The sequence below is a fragment of the Nonomuraea sp. NPDC004186 genome, assembly GCF_053603495.1.
In genome coordinates this window covers 14,872-29,507 of record NZ_JBSGFQ010000112.1, presented here as the reverse complement: position 1 = coordinate 29,507, position 14,636 = coordinate 14,872, and the positions used below count along the sequence as shown (strand labels likewise).

15 protein-coding genes are annotated in these 14,636 nt (G+C 71.1%); 5 read left to right on the top strand and 10 right to left on the bottom strand.

The features are described 5' to 3' along the window. Both ACWEPL_RS52320 and ACWEPL_RS52315 read left to right on the top strand, forming a co-directional pair. Positions 1–861 carry an amidohydrolase family protein gene (locus ACWEPL_RS52320; protein WP_452440846.1) on the top strand — a complete coding sequence of 287 codons (861 nt, stop codon included), beginning with the start codon at positions 1–3 and terminating at the stop codon, positions 859–861. Positions 862–863: 2 nt separating this feature from the next. Beyond that, the gene (locus tag ACWEPL_RS52315) at positions 864–1,391 is read left to right on the top strand and encodes a gamma carbonic anhydrase family protein (protein WP_452440844.1); all 528 of its coding nucleotides are present in this window, start codon (positions 864–866) and stop codon (positions 1,389–1,391) included. Positions 1,392–1,403: 12 nt separating this feature from the next. Here the strand turns inward: ACWEPL_RS52315 and ACWEPL_RS52310 are convergent, their stop codons facing one another. The 3 genes from ACWEPL_RS52310 to ACWEPL_RS52300 form a co-directional block, all read right to left on the bottom strand. Continuing rightward, a complete protein-coding gene (locus ACWEPL_RS52310; RefSeq protein ID WP_452440843.1) occupies positions 1,404–2,171 on the bottom strand; it encodes an enoyl-CoA hydratase/isomerase family protein in 768 nt (255 codons plus the stop codon). Positions 2,172–2,174: 3 nt separating this feature from the next. Beyond that, the gene (locus tag ACWEPL_RS52305) at positions 2,175–3,902 is read right to left on the bottom strand and encodes a CocE/NonD family hydrolase (RefSeq protein ID WP_452440842.1); all 1,728 of its coding nucleotides are present in this window, start codon (positions 3,900–3,902) and stop codon (positions 2,175–2,177) included. 113 nt (positions 3,903–4,015) lie between these two features. Continuing rightward, a complete protein-coding gene (locus ACWEPL_RS52300) occupies positions 4,016–4,378 on the bottom strand; it encodes a hypothetical protein (RefSeq protein ID WP_350738190.1) in 363 nt (120 codons plus the stop codon). A gap of 294 nt (positions 4,379–4,672) precedes the next feature. Between ACWEPL_RS52300 and ACWEPL_RS52295 the strand changes: the two genes are divergently transcribed. Continuing rightward, positions 4,673–5,581 carry a helix-turn-helix domain-containing protein gene (locus ACWEPL_RS52295; RefSeq protein WP_397369352.1) on the top strand — a complete coding sequence of 303 codons (909 nt, stop codon included), beginning with the start codon at positions 4,673–4,675 and terminating at the stop codon, positions 5,579–5,581. A gap of 4 nt (positions 5,582–5,585) precedes the next feature. Here the strand turns inward: ACWEPL_RS52295 and ACWEPL_RS52290 are convergent, their stop codons facing one another. The 3 genes from ACWEPL_RS52290 to ACWEPL_RS52280 are packed head-to-tail and all read right to left on the bottom strand — an operon-like array spanning position 5,586 to position 8,365. Next, positions 5,586–6,371, bottom strand: a complete 786-nt coding sequence (locus ACWEPL_RS52290) for an ABC transporter permease (RefSeq protein ID WP_363964811.1) — start codon at positions 6,369–6,371, stop codon at positions 5,586–5,588. Then, positions 6,368–7,117, bottom strand: a complete 750-nt coding sequence (locus ACWEPL_RS52285; protein WP_452440841.1) for an ABC transporter ATP-binding protein — start codon at positions 7,115–7,117, stop codon at positions 6,368–6,370. The genes ACWEPL_RS52290 and ACWEPL_RS52285 overlap by 4 nt, the downstream gene beginning before the upstream one ends. A gap of 48 nt (positions 7,118–7,165) precedes the next feature. Then, a complete protein-coding gene (locus ACWEPL_RS52280; protein WP_452440840.1) occupies positions 7,166–8,365 on the bottom strand; it encodes a nitrate ABC transporter substrate-binding protein in 1,200 nt (399 codons plus the stop codon). A gap of 291 nt (positions 8,366–8,656) precedes the next feature. Between ACWEPL_RS52280 and ACWEPL_RS52275 the strand changes: the two genes are divergently transcribed. Next, positions 8,657–9,463 carry an SAM-dependent methyltransferase gene (locus tag ACWEPL_RS52275; RefSeq protein ID WP_363964814.1) on the top strand — a complete coding sequence of 269 codons (807 nt, stop codon included), beginning with the start codon at positions 8,657–8,659 and terminating at the stop codon, positions 9,461–9,463. Between the two features lie 4 nt (positions 9,464–9,467). Here the strand turns inward: ACWEPL_RS52275 and ACWEPL_RS52270 are convergent, their stop codons facing one another. Next, positions 9,468–9,791, bottom strand: coding sequence for a hypothetical protein (locus ACWEPL_RS52270; protein WP_452440839.1), 324 nt, complete (start codon positions 9,789–9,791; stop codon positions 9,468–9,470). A 226-nt stretch (positions 9,792–10,017) separates the two neighbouring features. Here ACWEPL_RS52270 and ACWEPL_RS52265 point away from each other — a divergent pair, with 226 nt between their 5' ends. Beyond that, the gene (locus ACWEPL_RS52265) at positions 10,018–10,494 is read left to right on the top strand and encodes a hypothetical protein (RefSeq protein ID WP_364248914.1); all 477 of its coding nucleotides are present in this window, start codon (positions 10,018–10,020) and stop codon (positions 10,492–10,494) included. Here ACWEPL_RS52265 and ACWEPL_RS52260 read toward each other — a convergent pair. From ACWEPL_RS52260 to ACWEPL_RS52250, 3 genes are read right to left on the bottom strand one after another with little or no spacing between them, the layout of a single operon-like run. Continuing rightward, positions 10,487–11,665, bottom strand: a complete 1,179-nt coding sequence (locus tag ACWEPL_RS52260) for a LacI family DNA-binding transcriptional regulator (RefSeq protein WP_452440838.1) — start codon at positions 11,663–11,665, stop codon at positions 10,487–10,489. The genes ACWEPL_RS52265 and ACWEPL_RS52260 overlap by 8 nt on opposite strands. Continuing rightward, positions 11,650–13,635, bottom strand: coding sequence for a glycoside hydrolase family 36 protein (locus ACWEPL_RS52255; protein WP_452440837.1), 1,986 nt, complete (start codon positions 13,633–13,635; stop codon positions 11,650–11,652). Before ACWEPL_RS52255 ends, ACWEPL_RS52260 begins: the two co-directional genes overlap by 16 nt. Beyond that, positions 13,635–14,621, bottom strand: coding sequence for a hydroxyacid dehydrogenase (locus ACWEPL_RS52250; protein ID WP_363964823.1), 987 nt, complete (start codon positions 14,619–14,621; stop codon positions 13,635–13,637). The genes ACWEPL_RS52255 and ACWEPL_RS52250 overlap by 1 nt, the downstream gene beginning before the upstream one ends. Between the last annotated feature and the right edge of the window lie 15 nt (positions 14,622–14,636).

The following is a 14,636-nucleotide window of genomic DNA, read 5'->3' as shown; positions in this document are numbered from 1 at the left end:
ATGATCGACGGCATCCCCCTCATCGACGCGCACGTCCACGTGCCGCTGCTCGGCACCCTCAAGCCCGCCTGGCTGCGCTGGGCCCGCGACTTCGGCGAGCACGGCGTGCTGGAGGACGTCTGGGACTCCGCGGGCAGGCCGCGTCCCGACCGCCTGGACGAGCTCTTCGCCGCCCAGGGCGTGGACGTCGCGCTGCTGTTCTGCGAGTACAGCCCCAAGGCCACCGGCACGCAGGCGTTCGAGGACCTGCTGCCGATCGTCGAGCACAACCCGGTCCGCTTCCGGCCGGTCGCCAACGTCAACCCGCACCTGCACTTCCCGCTCGCCGACGAGCTGCGCCGCCAGCTCGACCTCGGCGCCGCCGCGCTCAAGCTGCACCCCGTGCACGGCGGGTTCCGCTGCGACGACGCCGCCCTCTACCCCGCCTACCACGTGCTGGAGGAGCGCGGCGTCCCGCTCGTCGTCCACTGCGGCACCAGCTCCTTCCCGGGCGCGGCCAACGAGAACGCCGACCCGGCCTTTCTCATCCCGGTCGTCCGGGACTTCCCCGGCCTCAACGTGGTGCTCGCGCACGGCGGACGCGGCTGGTGGTACGACGCCGCCGCCTTCCTCGCCCTGTCCCACGACACCGTGTGGCTGGAGCTGTCCGGCCTGCCGCCCAAGCGGCTGCCCGAGTACTACGCCAAGTACGACCTCACGCGGCTCGGCCGCAAATGGATCTTCGGCACCGACTGGCCCGGCGTCCCCGGCACCGCCGCCAACGCCCGGGCCGTCGCGGGCCTGCTGCCCGACGAGGTGGCCAGGGCCGTGCTCGCCGGGAACGCGACGAAGGTGTACGCCGGCCTGCGCACGGGGGAGTGACCATGCCCGTCTACGCCCTCGGCGACCAGGTGCCCCGGATCCACCCGGACGCCTACGTCCACCCCGACGCCGTCGTCATCGGCAGCGTCGTCATCGGCGCCGAGTCGTCGGTCTGGCCGTCCGCCGTGCTGCGCGCCGACTTCGGCCGCATCGAGATCGGCGAGCGCACCTCCATCCAGGACGGCACCATCCTGCACACCACCGAGCAGTGGCCCACCGTGATCGGCAGCGACTGCGTCGTCGGGCACAACGCCCACCTCGAAGGCTGCACGGTCGAGGACCGCTGCCTCATCGGCTCCGGCTCGGTGGTGCTCAACCGCGCCGTGGTGCGTACGGGGTCGGTGGTGGGCGCCCAGGCCCTCGTACCCGAAGGGGTGGAGGTGCCAGCCGGCCACATGGCGCTCGGCGTGCCCGCCCGCCCCAGGCCGATGGAAGGGGCCGCGCAGAGCGAGTGGATCGGCTTCGGCGTGGACGAGTATCGTGCCAACGCCAAGCGCTACCGCCACGAGCTGCGCCGGCTCGACCCCTGACCTTCTCCCACGTCAGCGGCGCCGCTCCAGGAACGCGGTCATGCGCTCGTGCTTCTCCTCCGTCTCGAACAGCACGGCCTGCGCCACGTCGTCGAAGCGCGGGTGCGCGCCGGGCGGGGCCGCCAGCGCGAGCTTGGTCAGGCGCAGCGCGAGCGGCGCGTTCTTCGCGATCCGGGCGGCCAGCCGGTCCGCCGCGGCCGGCAGCTCGTCCTGCGGCACCAGCTCGTTGACCAGCCGGACGGCCAGCGCCTCCTCGGCCGAGAGCACCCTCCCGGCGAGCAGGATCTCCTTGGCGAGCGGCTCGCCGACCAGCTCGCGCAGCCGCCAGCAGGCCCCGGCGGCGGCCATGATGCCGAGCCCCGCCTCCGGGTTGCCGAAGCGGGCCCGCGGGGTGGCGAGGCGGAAGTCGCAGGCGTAGGCCAGCTCCGCGCCGCCGCCCAGGGCGGGGCCGTCGACGGCGGCGATCGTGGGCATCGGCAGCCGGGCGATCCGGTCGAACAGGCCGCTGTTGATGCCCGCCAGCGCGTCCTCGCGGCGGCGCTCGCGCAGCTCGCGGATGTCCGCGCCGGCGGCGAAGATCCCGTCGGAGCCGGTGAGCACGAGGATGCGCGGCCGCCGCTCCAGCTCGGCGCAGACCGCGTGCAGGTCCGTCACCATGCCGGCGTCGATCGCGTTGCGCACCTGCGGCCGGTCCAGCCGGACCAGCATCCGGTCGGGCCCGTCCTCGATCTTCACGGTGTCGTTGAGCGGCAGCACCGCGACCTCTTTCCTCGTCGTCATGTCTCAGCGGTGGATCACGGGCAGGATCAGGCGGCTCGGGTGCCCGGGACCGTGGAGCACGCTGTTGGTCGCGACGACGACCTGGCCGGCGGTGTCCTCGGCGATGGTCCCGCCGGTGTTGGTGTTGCGGTCGTAGCGGGGGAAGTCGCTGGAGGAGACCTCGAGGCGGATCCGGTGCCCGGGCAGGAACACGTTGGAGGTCACCGACAGGTCCAGCGTGACCTCGTACACCTGGCCGGGGGTGAGGGGCTCCGGCTCGGCCAGGGAGTCGCGGTAGCGGGCGCGCAGGATGCCGTCGGTGAGGTAGATCGCCCGTCCGTCGGGGAAGACGTCGACGAGCTTGCCCGTGAAGTCGGTGTCGCGCGCCGACGAGGTGACGTGGAGGACGAGCGAGACGTGGCCGGTGACCTCGACCGGCTCCTCCAGCGCGGGGGTGGTGAAGCAGAGCACGTCGTCGCGGGCCTCGACCGGGCGCTGGTCGACCGGGCCGGCCCCGTTGACGGCGGCGGGCATCATGATCCGGCCGCCGCGGGTGGGCACCGGGTCGGCCGGGTCGTAGGTGTAGGTGTCGGTCGCCTCCGCCGTGGGCGGCCGAGGGCTGAGGACGCCGTCGCCGCCGGCGGTGTTGGCCCGGCCGGCGCCGTCGAGGAAGTAGTCGGTGTACTCGGTATCGGGCAGCGGCCAGTCCTGCTCGTCGCGCCACTGGTCGATGCCCATGACGAAGATCCGTACGGGCGCGGTGCCGTCCAGGACGTCGGTGCGGCCGCGCAGCCAGCGGTCGAAGAAGCGGATGTGCGCCCCGGTCAGGTCGGCCGCCATGCCGCCGGCGCTCATCCCGAACCGCCGGTCGTGGTAGGCCCCGTCCTGGTACAGGTGGTCCCAGGGGCCGATGATCAGCCGCTGCCCCTCGCGGGCCTCGGCGCTGCCGCCCTCGGCGCGCATGCGGGTGTAGGTACGGACGGTGCTGTCGACGAACAGGTCGAACCAGCCGCCCACGTTGAGCGCGGGCACGGTCACCCGGTCGAACCGCTCGGCGACGGCGAGGTCCTGCCAGAACCGGTCCCGGGCCGGGTGCCGCAGCCACTCGGCCCACCAGGGCGACCGCTTGTTGAGCAGCGGCTGGTCGCCGATCGGCAGGGTGGCCAGATGCGGCTGCGGATCGGCCGACATGCCGGCCGCCTCCATGAGAGCGCCGAAGTCGCCCGCGGTCTGCGCCGCCGTCAGCGTCATCATCGTGGTCCACGTCCAGGTCGTGTGCCACGAGAGCGCGCCTCCCGCGGAGTACCAGGGCGCGTGGTAGAAGTCGGTGCTGGTCACCGTCGGGGCGATCGCCTTGAGCCCGGCGGGGGCCTGCGAGGCGCCGGCCCACTGCACGAAGCCGAGGTAGGAGGCGCCGTAGCTACCGATGTTGCCGTCGCACCACGGCTGCTCCAGGAGCCAAGCGACGGTGTCGGCGCCGTCGTGCGGGTCGTCCGTGTGGGGGGTGAACTCGCCGTTGGAGCGGAACCTGCCGCGCGTGTCCTGCCAGACGACCGCGTACCCGGCTTCGAGCAGGGCCTGCAGGTTGGGGGTGAGGGGAGATCCGCCGAGGCCCGGCAGGGCGTCCTTGCCGTAGGGGACGCGCACCAGCAGCGTGGGCGCGGGTGGTCCTTCGGGGATCCAGAGGTCGGTGGCGAGGGTCACCCCGTCGCGCATCGGCACCATGACGTCCTTCTCGACCGAGAAACGCATCCTAATCTCCTACGCCAGCACGCATCGCCGTCAGGATTTTGTAGCATTTTGCGTCCGCCTCTTTCTAGCGCACATCCTGACCGATCGGAAGGGTCGGCGCGAACGCCCGTGCGTCAGGGGCGCTCGTCGGATCGGGGCCAGCGGGCCTTCAGCTCAAGTTCGGCCTTGGCCATGGCGGCCTGCAGCTGGTCGGGGCTGCCGGCCTCGAGGACGGTGCAGCGGAGGGGGTCGCGGCATTCGAAGGCGGTGTAGGCCTGCCGCCAGGCCCCCCAGGTGATGACCCAGCCCGGCCACCGCGCCTGCAGGGCGTTCAGGTCGCGATCGATGGCGGCCGAGGAGCCGGAGGCGCCGGCGTCCTGCCGCGGGGGCGGTTGGGCGGGTCCACCGCGCGAGCGGCGATGGCGGGGTCGCTGCGATCTCTCCGTGAGGTCTTCCCGGGTGGGCTCTTCCCGGTCGGGCGGCATGGGTGCTGGCATCAAGATCTCCATCGAGGGGGTAGATCGTGGTGCGTGCGGACGCTTATCCTTCCCACTCGGCATTCCCCGATGCAAGTACGTCTGCACATGCATTCCAAGAAAATTGCATATGCACGTGCACCGGCTGCGCGTTGAAAGGGGGAAAGGGATGGAGAGTCCCATTTACAAGGGCATGTCGTCTTCTGTGTTGTATGGGGTGAAGTGCGCGGCGCGAATATCGATGCATGGTCAGAAAGAGCATGAAACAGTAGGTAACGTAAGGAGCAATGTGTGCCTCGCCCGGCAAAAGGATCAATGATGATCGTTGCAGAGCCTGACGGAGACGGCGTCCCCACCGGCGTCGTACGTGGTGCCCGGAGCGGGCCGACCGCGTTGCGGATCATGGTGGGTACACAGCTGCGCCGGCTGCGCGAGGCCAAGGGCATCACCGGCGAGAAGGCCGCGGACACCATCCGCGCCAGCCACTCCAAGATCAGCCGGATGGAGCTGGGCCGCAGCCCCTTCAAGCAGCGTGACGTGGCCGATCTGCTCACCTTGTACGGCATCACCGCCCCCGACGAGCGGGAGAAGGTGCTGGAGCTGGCCCGCCAGGCCAGCGCCCCGGGGTGGTGGCACCAGTACAGCGACGTGCTCCCCGGCTGGCTCGAGCCCTACCTCGGGCTGGAGCAGGCGGCACGCACGATCCGCAACTACGAGGCGCAGTTCGTGCACGGCCTGCTGCAGTGCGAGCCGTACGCGCGGGCCGTCATCGGCATCCGGCACGGCGACGCGGACCCCGACGACCTCGATCGCCGGGTGGCGATGCGGATGCGCCGCCAGGACCTGCTCACCGACAGCGACGCGCCCATCCTGTGGGCGATCATGGACGAGGCGGTGCTGACCAGGCCGATCGGCGGCCGCGACGTCCAGCGGGCCCAGCTCGAGCATCTGCTCGCGGCCTGCGACCTGCCGAACGTCACCCTGCAGATCGTGCCCTTCCACATCGGCGGGCACGCGGCGGTGGGCGGCCCGTTCACGCTCTTACGCTTCGACGCCCCCGACCTGCCCGACGTGGTCTATCTGGAGCATCTCACCAGCGCGATGTACCTGGACAAGCCCACCGACATCGACGACTACAGCAAGGTGATGAACACCTTGACCATCCAGGCCGCTCCGAAGGAGGCGACTCCGTCGCTGCTCAAGGGCATGCTCGAAGAGCTCTGAGCGGCTAGCGTGCCACGTCCCGGGCGGCCGTGTGCCAGCTCGTCGCCCTGCGCGCCAGAGCGCCGAAGCCGAGGAAGACGGCCAGCCCGAGCAGGGACGCCAGCGCGACCGCCGCGAACAGCTGCTCGGACTGCAGCCGGGACCGGTACAGGTCGATGAGCGTGCCGATGCCCGGCTCGCCCTGCCGGAAGAAGAAGTCACCGACCACCGCGCCGATGACCGACAGGCCGGCGGAGACGCGCAGGCCGGTGAGGATGTGGGGCAGCGCCGACGGCAGCTGGAGCTTCCACAGCCGGGCCGCCCACCCGGCCCGCGCCAGCGTGAACAGGTCGTGGTGGGCCTCCTCCACCGACCGCAGCCCGAACAGCGTGTTGGTCACGATCGGGAACAGCGCGATCAGCGCGCAGACCAGGACGCGGGTGAAGAACCCGAACCCGAACCAGAACCCGAACAGCGGCACCAGCGCCAGGATCGGGATCGTCTGCAGGATCACGAGGTACGGATGCAGCGACCGCTCCAGCCAGCTCGCCTGCGCCATGGCGATCGCGCACACGACGCCGGTCACGGCCGCGATCGCCAGGCCCAGCAGCGCGACCTGGCCGGACAGCAGCAGGCCGGCGAACAGCTCGGCGCGGTTGACGGGGTCGAAAAGCCCCACCCGCACCACGGCGTCCGGCGGTGGCAGCAGGAACCGCCGGTCCGGGGTCAGCAGCACGTACGTGACCGCGTACCACAGGGCGATCACCAGGGCGAAGACGAGCAGCGGCGGCACCCACCGCAGCCACCTCATGCGGCCGCCCCCCGCAGCCAGGCCGACACCTGGCCCGCGATCCGCGCGAAGTCGGGGCTGAAGCGCAGCTCGGGCGGGCGCGGGTAGGGGAACGGCACGTCGCAGGCGCCGACGATCCGCCCCGGACGTTCCGACAGCACGATGATCCTCGTGGCCAGGAAGACGGCCTCGCCGACGGAGTGGGTGACGAACACCGCGGCGAAGCGGCGTAAGCCGAACAGCCGCAGCAGCTCCGACTGCAGCCGCTCGCGCGTGATCTCGTCCAGCGTGCCGAACGGCTCGTCGAGCAGGAGCAGGTCGGGCTGGATGGTGAGCGCGCGGGCCAGCGACACCCTCATCCGCATCCCGCCCGACAGGGTCCGGGGCCGGTGGTGCGCGAAGCCGGCCAGCCCCACCAGGTCGATCGCCTCGTCCGCGCGCCGCCGCCGCTCCGCCCTGGACAGCCCGCGCAGCTCGCCGAGCAGCTCCACGTTGGCGCGGACGGTGCGCCACGGCAGCAGGGCATGATCCTGGAAGACGTAGCCCACGGACGTGGTGTCCCGGCGCACCGAGCCCTCGGTGGCGTCGGTCAGCCCCGCGGCCAGGCGCAGGAGAGTGCTCTTGCCGCACCCGGAAGGGCCGACCACCGCGACGAACTGGCCGGGGGCGACGGTCAGATCGACCTTGTCCAGCGCCTGCGTGCCGTCGTCGTAGCGCTTGCCCGCGCCGGAGAAGGACAGCGCGGAGGGGGCGGCCTCACCGAGCACCGGGCCACTAGACCACATCGGACAGGACACGGGCAACACGCCGACCGGTCAGCCGGCGCCGTAGCCGATCTTCGGGTCGACGAAGTCGTTGGTGACCACGTCGGAGGGCTGCAGACCGTCCTTCACCGGCTTGTTCTGCTTGGCGAAGATCGGCCTGGTGATGTCGATCAGCCGCTGCACGCGGGCGGTGTCGAAGTTGCCGACGGTGTCGTCGGGGCCGTTGCCGGCCAGCTTGAGGGCCTTCATCTGCTGGACAGAGAACTCCGAGCTCGGCTTGGTGTACTGGGTGGCGACCTTGTACGCCTGGTTGAGCCGCAGGGTGAGATCGATCGTGGGGCCCGGCTCGGCCAGCACGTCGACCTGCGCCTGCTGGAAGATGGGAATGAGCTTGCGCAGGCACGGCGCGAGCTTCTGCTTGTCGGCCGGGCGGATCACCAGCGGCGGGCCGTAGTTGGGGTAGCCGGCGTCGTACACCAGCTGATACTTCACCGGCTTGCGCCACTGCGGCACGTCTTTTTCGTAGATGTACGGCTCGGCGTTGGCATAGCCGGCCACCGCCGCCTTGCCCCCGGCGGCCACGAAATGGGACGGCGACCCGTCGTAGGATCCGTCCACCTGGCTGCGCTTCAGCAGCCCCGCCCCCACCAGATACTCCATGTAGGTGTTGCCGCCGAAGTAGAGCACCTTCGTGTCCGTCCGGCCGATGTCCTTGATGGTGTTGAAGGTGGGGTACGTGGCCGGGTCCCACAGGATGATCTGCGGGTGGATCTCCAGCAACGCCATGACCGCGAGGGTCGGCTGGGTGGCCGACATCTGGATGCCCTCGTCCATGCCGCCCAGCACGCCGAGGGTGATGCCGGGGTCGGTGTACATCTGCGCCGACGACTGGGTGAAGCCGATCGCCGGCCCGCCCGCCCGGAGCTCCAGCGTGACCCCGGTGTCCTTGCCCCGGACGACCAGCGGCGCGCTCACCCGCTTCCTGCCGGCGTCAATGGCGGGATCGGCGCCCAGGAGGTGGTACATCCCGCCCTCGACGGTGATGTGCGGCGTCCACTGGGTCTGCACCACGATGGTGGCCGGGCAGACGCCGCGCAGGTCGGTGGGGTCGTTGGCATTCCCCGACGCCGCCGGTTTCGGCTGGGGCGTCTGTTGCGTGCCGGTGCACGCCGCGAGCAGGAGGAACAGCCCGAGAATCGCTGTGGTCCTCGCCGTGTTACGTCCCGCATGCCGTGGCCGGCGCACGCGCATGGTGCCATCCTTCCGATGTGCGGCGATCGAATATTCGCGGCAGAAACCATGTCAAGCGCTGTTCCGATATCGCTGGTCCTGCGCGCGCGGAAGACAATTCCCGGAACTTACCATGCTTTGTCGAGCGCCCGGCATTTCGGGTGAGCGCCTTTGGATGAAAGGCCCTCGGTGGGTGATTTATCCAGTCGTGTGAGATTCAGATTCGAGAGAAGTGCACAACCGCCTCTTCGTTGCAAATGGGTATGATCACCTCGCAGGTGGGACCTTATGCTCAAGCCTGGAGACCTCTGAATGACAGCAGACAACTCGACCACGGACCGGTGGCCGCCGGAGATCGACACGACCGTGGCACACTCGGCGCGGGTCTGGAACTACTGGCTGGGCGGCAAGGACCACTACGCGGTGGACCGGGAAGTCGGCGACCGGTTGAGCCGGATAAATCCGGACATCGCCTTCACGGCCCGCGCCGACCGCGCCTTCCTCCATCGCTCCGTGCGCCATCTGGTGGCCGAGGCGGGGGTACGGCAGTTCCTGGACATCGGCACCGGGCTGCCCACGGCCGGCAACACGCACGAGATCGCCCAGAGCCTGGCTCCGGAGACGCGCGTGGTCTACGTCGACAACGACCCCGTCGTCCTCGCCCACGCCAAGGCCCTGCTCGTGGGGACGCCGGAGGGCAGGACCAACTACATCCAGGCCGACCTCCACGACCCGGACACCATCCTGAGAGCGGCCGCCGAGACGCTCGACTTCACCCAGCCGATCGCGATCATGCTGCTGGGGATCGTGCACTTCATCAACGACGACGACGAGGCGTACGCGATCATCAACCGCCTGCTGGACGCCGTCCCCTCCGGCAGCCACCTGGCGCTCGTCCACATCACCGCGTTCTTTAACCCGGAGGCGAAGCGCGAGGAGGTGCGCCACTGGAACGAGCACGGCACGCCCAAGCTGACCATCCGCTCGCCCGAGCAGATCGGGCGCTTCTTCGACGGCCTGGAGATCCTGCCCCCCGGCATCGTCTCCACCACGCGCTGGCGTCCCGACATCGACGACGTCCCGGAAGTGGATGGATTCTGCGGGGTCGGCAGGAAATAGGGGGTCAGCGCCGTCTCACGATGAAAGGCTGCTCGGAGCCGGTCTCCTCGCCGACGGAACCGACACCCCACAGGTCCGAGGTGCCGGGGATGGCCGCGATGGCGGCGTAACCGGTGCCTCCGGCGCTGATCGCCTCCCGCGTCCACGACGTGCCGTCGCAGTGGAGGAGGATCGCCTTGCCCGGGTGGAGGGGGTCGGGTCGGTGCCGCTCGCCCACACGTCGTCCCTGCCGAACGCGGTCACGTGGTGCAGGGAACCCTTCCACGGCGCAGGCGGCAGGCAGGCTCAGCCAGGCCGTCGCCGCCGCGAGACCCCGCATGATCTTCATCGTGCGCATTGTGCCGTTGAAACTTTCACGAACAGGAATCTGCGCCCCGGGCCCCGCGGCCACCCCAAAACCGCCGGTGAAAGGAGAGACCGGCCCCCTTATCAGCCGGGCGTTCAGCCAGGTTAGCGCGCGCCCGATTCCGGCCCGACGAATCCTCTAGTGGACGGCTCGACGGCCCCCAGCGCAGGGTGATGCCGACGCCATGTCAGACAGAAGGGGGCGGGAATTGTTACCCGACATCCTGCGACGCCGCACGACCAGGCTCCTGACCGTCGTTCTCACGCTGCTGGCCGCGGTCGCCGTGCCGGTCGTGCCGGCCCACTCGGCCGCCCAGGTCCCGATCTTCCTGGAAGTACGCGGGGACAACAGCCGGAAGCTGGCCGGCATCTACGGCTGGATCGAGTTCAACGACAGCACGACGTACACCTACCAGTTCTACCTGTGCCGCGAGTCGAGCTACAGCGCCGCCGGGGGGTACGTCCTGATCAACGACCGCGCCACCCTCCGCGCCTCGTACAGCTTGAACTGGGGGGACACGACGATACCCGAGTGCCTGTATCCGGCCCAGCTGTACGGCACGACGGATTCCGTCGGCGGCACCGTCAGGAACGTCACGGTCGAGGTGGAGGGCGTCAACTTCAACGGCCAGAACCAGGCCACCTGGAAGAGGAAGTCGTTCACCTACGACAACCCCTTCAACTGACGATCCTCTCGCCCACCGATCCGCGCACCACGATGTGCGTGCCCAGGATGACGTGCTGCGGCTGGCCGGGGTCCAGGGCCAGCCGCACGGCGGTACGGCCCAGCTCCTCGGTGGGAATGTGCACCGTGGTGAGCCCGGGCACGAGGTCGGCGGCGAGCGGGATGTCGTCGTAGCCGGCGACCGACACGTCCTCGGGCACGCGCAGGCCCGCCTCGCGCAGCGCGGCCAGCACGCCGGCGGCGACCATGTCGGTGCCCGCGAAGATCGCGGTGAACTCCGTCCCCGCCGCCAGCAGCCGCCTGGTCCCCTCGTAACCGGCGCCGCGGGAGAAGTCGCCGGGCAGGACGAGGTCCGGATCGCAGGGGACGCCGTAGTCCTCGTGCGCGCGGCGGAAGCCGGCCACGCGGTCGATCTTGGTGGTGTTCTGGTCGTCGGCGGTGGCGGCGCCGAGATAGACGATCCGGCGGTGGCCGCGCGAGAGCAGGTGGCCGGTCATGGCGTACGCGCCGGCCTCGTTGTCGTACTCGACGACGGTGGTCGGCACGTCGTCGCCGAGCGGCGGGCGCCCGCACAGCACGAGCCGGGAGCCCGCCTTGTCCAGAGCGTGCGCGAAGTGCGACATCCGAGCGCGGTAGGCGTCGTCGGCCGAGCCGCCGCCGACCAGGATCACCGCGTCGGCGCGCTGCTCGCGCATGGCCTCGACGACCGCCAGCTCGCGCGCCGGGTCGCCGTGCGTGGCGCACACCAGGCACAGCCGGCCCTCCTCGGTCGCCTGCTGCTCGACGCCCTTGGCGACATAGGCGAAGGAGGGCCCGGTGACGTCGTCGAGCACGAAGGCGACCATCTTGGTGCCGGCCCCGGACAGGGCGCGGGCGTGCACGTTGAGGACGTAGTCCAGCTCGCGCATGGCCCGCAGCACGCGGGCCCGGGTGGCCTGCGCGACCGGATAGTCCCCTTTGAGGACCCGGGAGACCGTGGACGCGGAGACCCCGGCGCGGGCGGCGACGTCGCGGATGGTGGCCCGCTCCAGATCATCCACGGGCGCGGCCCTCCGCGACGCCGCCTCCCGCGCATCGGCCCTCCGCGACGCCGCCTCCCGCGCATCGGACTTCGGCGGCGCGGCCTCCCGCGCGGCGGCGTCCGGCTTCGGTGGTGTCAGCTTTCGTGGCAAGGCGCACCTTTCGTCAGGCGGAGCAGCGCCGCGGAATACGGCTCGGGCAACACGACGCCGATCATGCCCGCCTGCCAGCCCGCCTCGGTCGCCGGCGGGAAGAGCGGGGTCACCTCACAACCGGAGGGCCAGGGCAGCTCGATCGTCGCGGACGGCGCGCCCCTGCGCCACACGGCGAGGTAGACGGTGTCCCCGCAGTCCACGGCCAGGGCGAGGCGGTCGTCCTGCCAGCCGGGCAGCCCGAGCGGCCAGCATGGCAGGCCGTGCGCCAGCTCGCCGCGGTAGGACTTGTACACGCCGATCGCCTCGGCGACCTCGGCCAGCTGGTCCGGGTCCAGCAGGTCGAGCCGGCCGCTGAGGTGGATGCGGCCGAGCATCGCGGTGACCATGGACCAGGCGACCCGCTCGGCGGGGTAGGCCCACATCGCGCCCTGCTCCGGCGGCACCGCGGCGGGCGCGGCGGCGGCGATGGCGGGCAGCAGCAGCTCGTCCTGCTGGTCGGTGAGCGAGGCGATGGAGTGCCTGGCCAGGGTGGCGCCGTCCAGCCGCATGCCGCCGGCCGCGCAGGACTCGATCACCAGGCCGGGGTGGCGCTCCAGCAGGCGTTCGACCCAGGCCAGGTAGGCGCGGTTGTGTTCGAGCAGCCGATCGGCCGGGCCGATGTCGATGTTGTAGTCGAACTTGAAGTAGCCGATGCCGTGCTCCCGGACCAGCCGGTCGATCACGGCGTCGAGGTGGGCGACGGCGGCGGGGTGGCTGAGGTCGAGCTGGTGGCGGCCCCACTCGGCCAGCCTGGTTCCGGCCCGGCGCAGGAACGCCTCCTCGGGCAGGGCGACCCCGCTGCGTACGCCGATGACCTCGGGCTCCAGCCACAGCCCCGGGACCATGCCGTGGCCCTTGATCGCGTCGATGACCTCGCCGATTCCCCCGGGGAAGCGCACGGTGGACGGCTCCCACGCGCCGACCGTGTCCCACCAGCCCGGCACGCCGCCGTCGCCGGGCCCGGCCAGCGAGTCGTCGTACCAGCCGGCGTCGACGCAGAAGTACTCCGCGCCGACCCGGGCGGCGGCCTCGATCAGCGGCAGCAGGCGCTCGGTCGAGGGGTCGCCCATCAGGCAGTTCATGAAGTCGTTGAACACCACGGGCAGCTCGGCGTTGTCGCGGTGCGGCCGGCGCACGGCCCGGCGGTAGGCGGTCAGGGCGGCGACGGGGTCGCCGGCCACGGTGAACGCGGCGGTCGCGGTGGTGAAGCTCTCGCCCGGCGCCAGCCGCGCCGACCAGCCGTGCTCGCGCTGGGACGGTCCCGACAGCGCCAGGTAGACGTCGTCGAACCGGTCGGCCAGCTCGGCGTGCCAGGGGCCGTTGTGCTCGATCTGCCAGGCGAGCGTGCCGCCGGCGCACTCCAGCCACCCTGTCGGCAGGTGTTCGGAGGACGGCCAGGAGCCGGTGCTGGTGAGTGCGACGCGGTTCTTCGTCCCGGTCTGGCCGAAACGCGTCATGCCGACGTCGTGCAGCTCCAGCGGCCGGCCCGACCAGCGGAACTCGCCGCTCCACGGGTTGCGCGCGCTCCACACCGTCAGATCCCAGGGCAGCCCGGCGAACGCGAAGCTCGACACGTGCTCCAGGACCAGCTCGTCCGTCGCGGTCACCGTCGACCAGCACCGGACGACCTGTCCAATCACCTGTCCAATCACTGGGCCGACCGCCTGGAAGACGGTCGTCACGGAGACGCCGTCGCCGCCGGAGCGGATCGTCAGGCGCTCGTCCTCGGCGCGGTGGCTCTCGTAGCGCAGCTTCAGCCCGTCCACGTGCCGCTTGCCCGACGTGCCGCTCCTGCCCCGGCCGGTCACCTCGATCTGCACCACCGGCAGCGCCGAGCGGCCGTTGCCCCGGAACGGGCCGATCGCCAGCAGCCGGGGCGGAGCTCCGGCGGCCAGGTCGAGGACGAGGTCGCGCCAGGTCACCTCCATCAGGCCACCCGGTCCAGGTCCTCGTGCGTCACCTGGTGCGCCAGCGGCAGCCCGGCGATGAGCCGTTCCAGCTCGTCCAGGGCGACGGCACCCATCCGGGACAGCTCGTTGCCGTGCGAGCCGGCGATGTGCGGCGTGAGGAAGGCGTTGGGCAGGTCGAACAGGGGCGAGTCGGGCTGCAGCGGTTCGGGCTCGGTGACGTCGAGGACCGCCGACAGCCGCCCGGACTTCAGCTCGCCGATCAGCGCGTCGGTGTCGACCAGCGACCCGCGCGCGGTGTTGATCAGGACCGCGCCGTCCGGCATCAGCGCCAGCCGCGCCCGGTCGAGCATGTGCTCGGTCTCGGGGGTGGCGGGGGCGTGCAGGCTGACGATGTCGCTGCGGCGCAGCAGCTCCTCCAGCGACTCCTGCCGTACGCCGGGAACCCGGGTGTAGGGGTCGTACAGGCACAGGTCCAGGTCGTACGGCGCCAGCAGTTCGAGCACCTTGCGGCCGATGCGGGAGGCGCCCACGATGCCGACCGTGCGGCCGTTGTTGCCGATGCCGGGCTCGATCTTGGCCAGGGTGAAGGAGCGGTCGCGCCGGTAGCGCTGGTTGAGGGCGAAGACCCCCTTCCCGGCCAGCAGGATCGCGCCGACGGTGTACTCGGCCACCGGGACGGCGTTGGCCTCGGCGGCCGAGGAGACCAGCAGGCCGCGTTCCCACCAGGCGGGGCTGATCATGCCCTTCACCGAGCCGGCCGCGTGCAGGACGGCGCGCAGGCGGGGCGCGGCGGCCAGCAGCGCCTCGTCGATCGGCGGGCAGCCCCAGCCGGTGATGAGGATCTCGACGTCGGCCAGGGCCACGCGCGGGTCGTCGAACCGCTCGGCGACCACGGCGACGTCGATGTCGGCCAGCGTGTCCAGCCGCCGCAGCAAGGGCGCGGGGAAGAGCAGAGCGAGATGTTCCTCGCGCATGGCGAACAGCGCCTTCGGGCGTGGGGACACGGGGGAAGCCCTCCA

Bases quoted from the DNA above. Each gene is read 5' to 3' on its own strand.
- ACWEPL_RS52320 (WP_452440846.1), top strand. From the start codon at position 1: ATGATCGACGGCATCCCCCTCATCGACGCGCACGTCCACGTGCCGCTG.
- ACWEPL_RS52315 (WP_452440844.1), top strand. From the start codon at position 864: ATGCCCGTCTACGCCCTCGGCGACCAGGTGCCCCGGATCCACCCGGAC.
- ACWEPL_RS52310 (WP_452440843.1), bottom strand. From the start codon at position 2,171: ATGACGACGAGGAAAGAGGTCGCGGTGCTGCCGCTCAACGACACCGTG.
- ACWEPL_RS52305 (WP_452440842.1), bottom strand. From the start codon at position 3,902: ATGCGTTTCTCGGTCGAGAAGGACGTCATGGTGCCGATGCGCGACGGG.
- ACWEPL_RS52300 (WP_350738190.1), bottom strand. From the start codon at position 4,378: ATGCCAGCACCCATGCCGCCCGACCGGGAAGAGCCCACCCGGGAAGAC.
- ACWEPL_RS52295 (WP_397369352.1), top strand. From the start codon at position 4,673: ATGATGATCGTTGCAGAGCCTGACGGAGACGGCGTCCCCACCGGCGTC.
- ACWEPL_RS52290 (WP_363964811.1), bottom strand. From the start codon at position 6,371: ATGAGGTGGCTGCGGTGGGTGCCGCCGCTGCTCGTCTTCGCCCTGGTG.
- ACWEPL_RS52280 (WP_452440840.1), bottom strand. From the start codon at position 8,365: ATGCGCGTGCGCCGGCCACGGCATGCGGGACGTAACACGGCGAGGACC.
- ACWEPL_RS52275 (WP_363964814.1), top strand. From the start codon at position 8,657: ATGACAGCAGACAACTCGACCACGGACCGGTGGCCGCCGGAGATCGAC.
- ACWEPL_RS52270 (WP_452440839.1), bottom strand. From the start codon at position 9,791: ATGAAGATCATGCGGGGTCTCGCGGCGGCGACGGCCTGGCTGAGCCTG.
- ACWEPL_RS52255 (WP_452440837.1), bottom strand. From the start codon at position 13,635: ATGGAGGTGACCTGGCGCGACCTCGTCCTCGACCTGGCCGCCGGAGCT.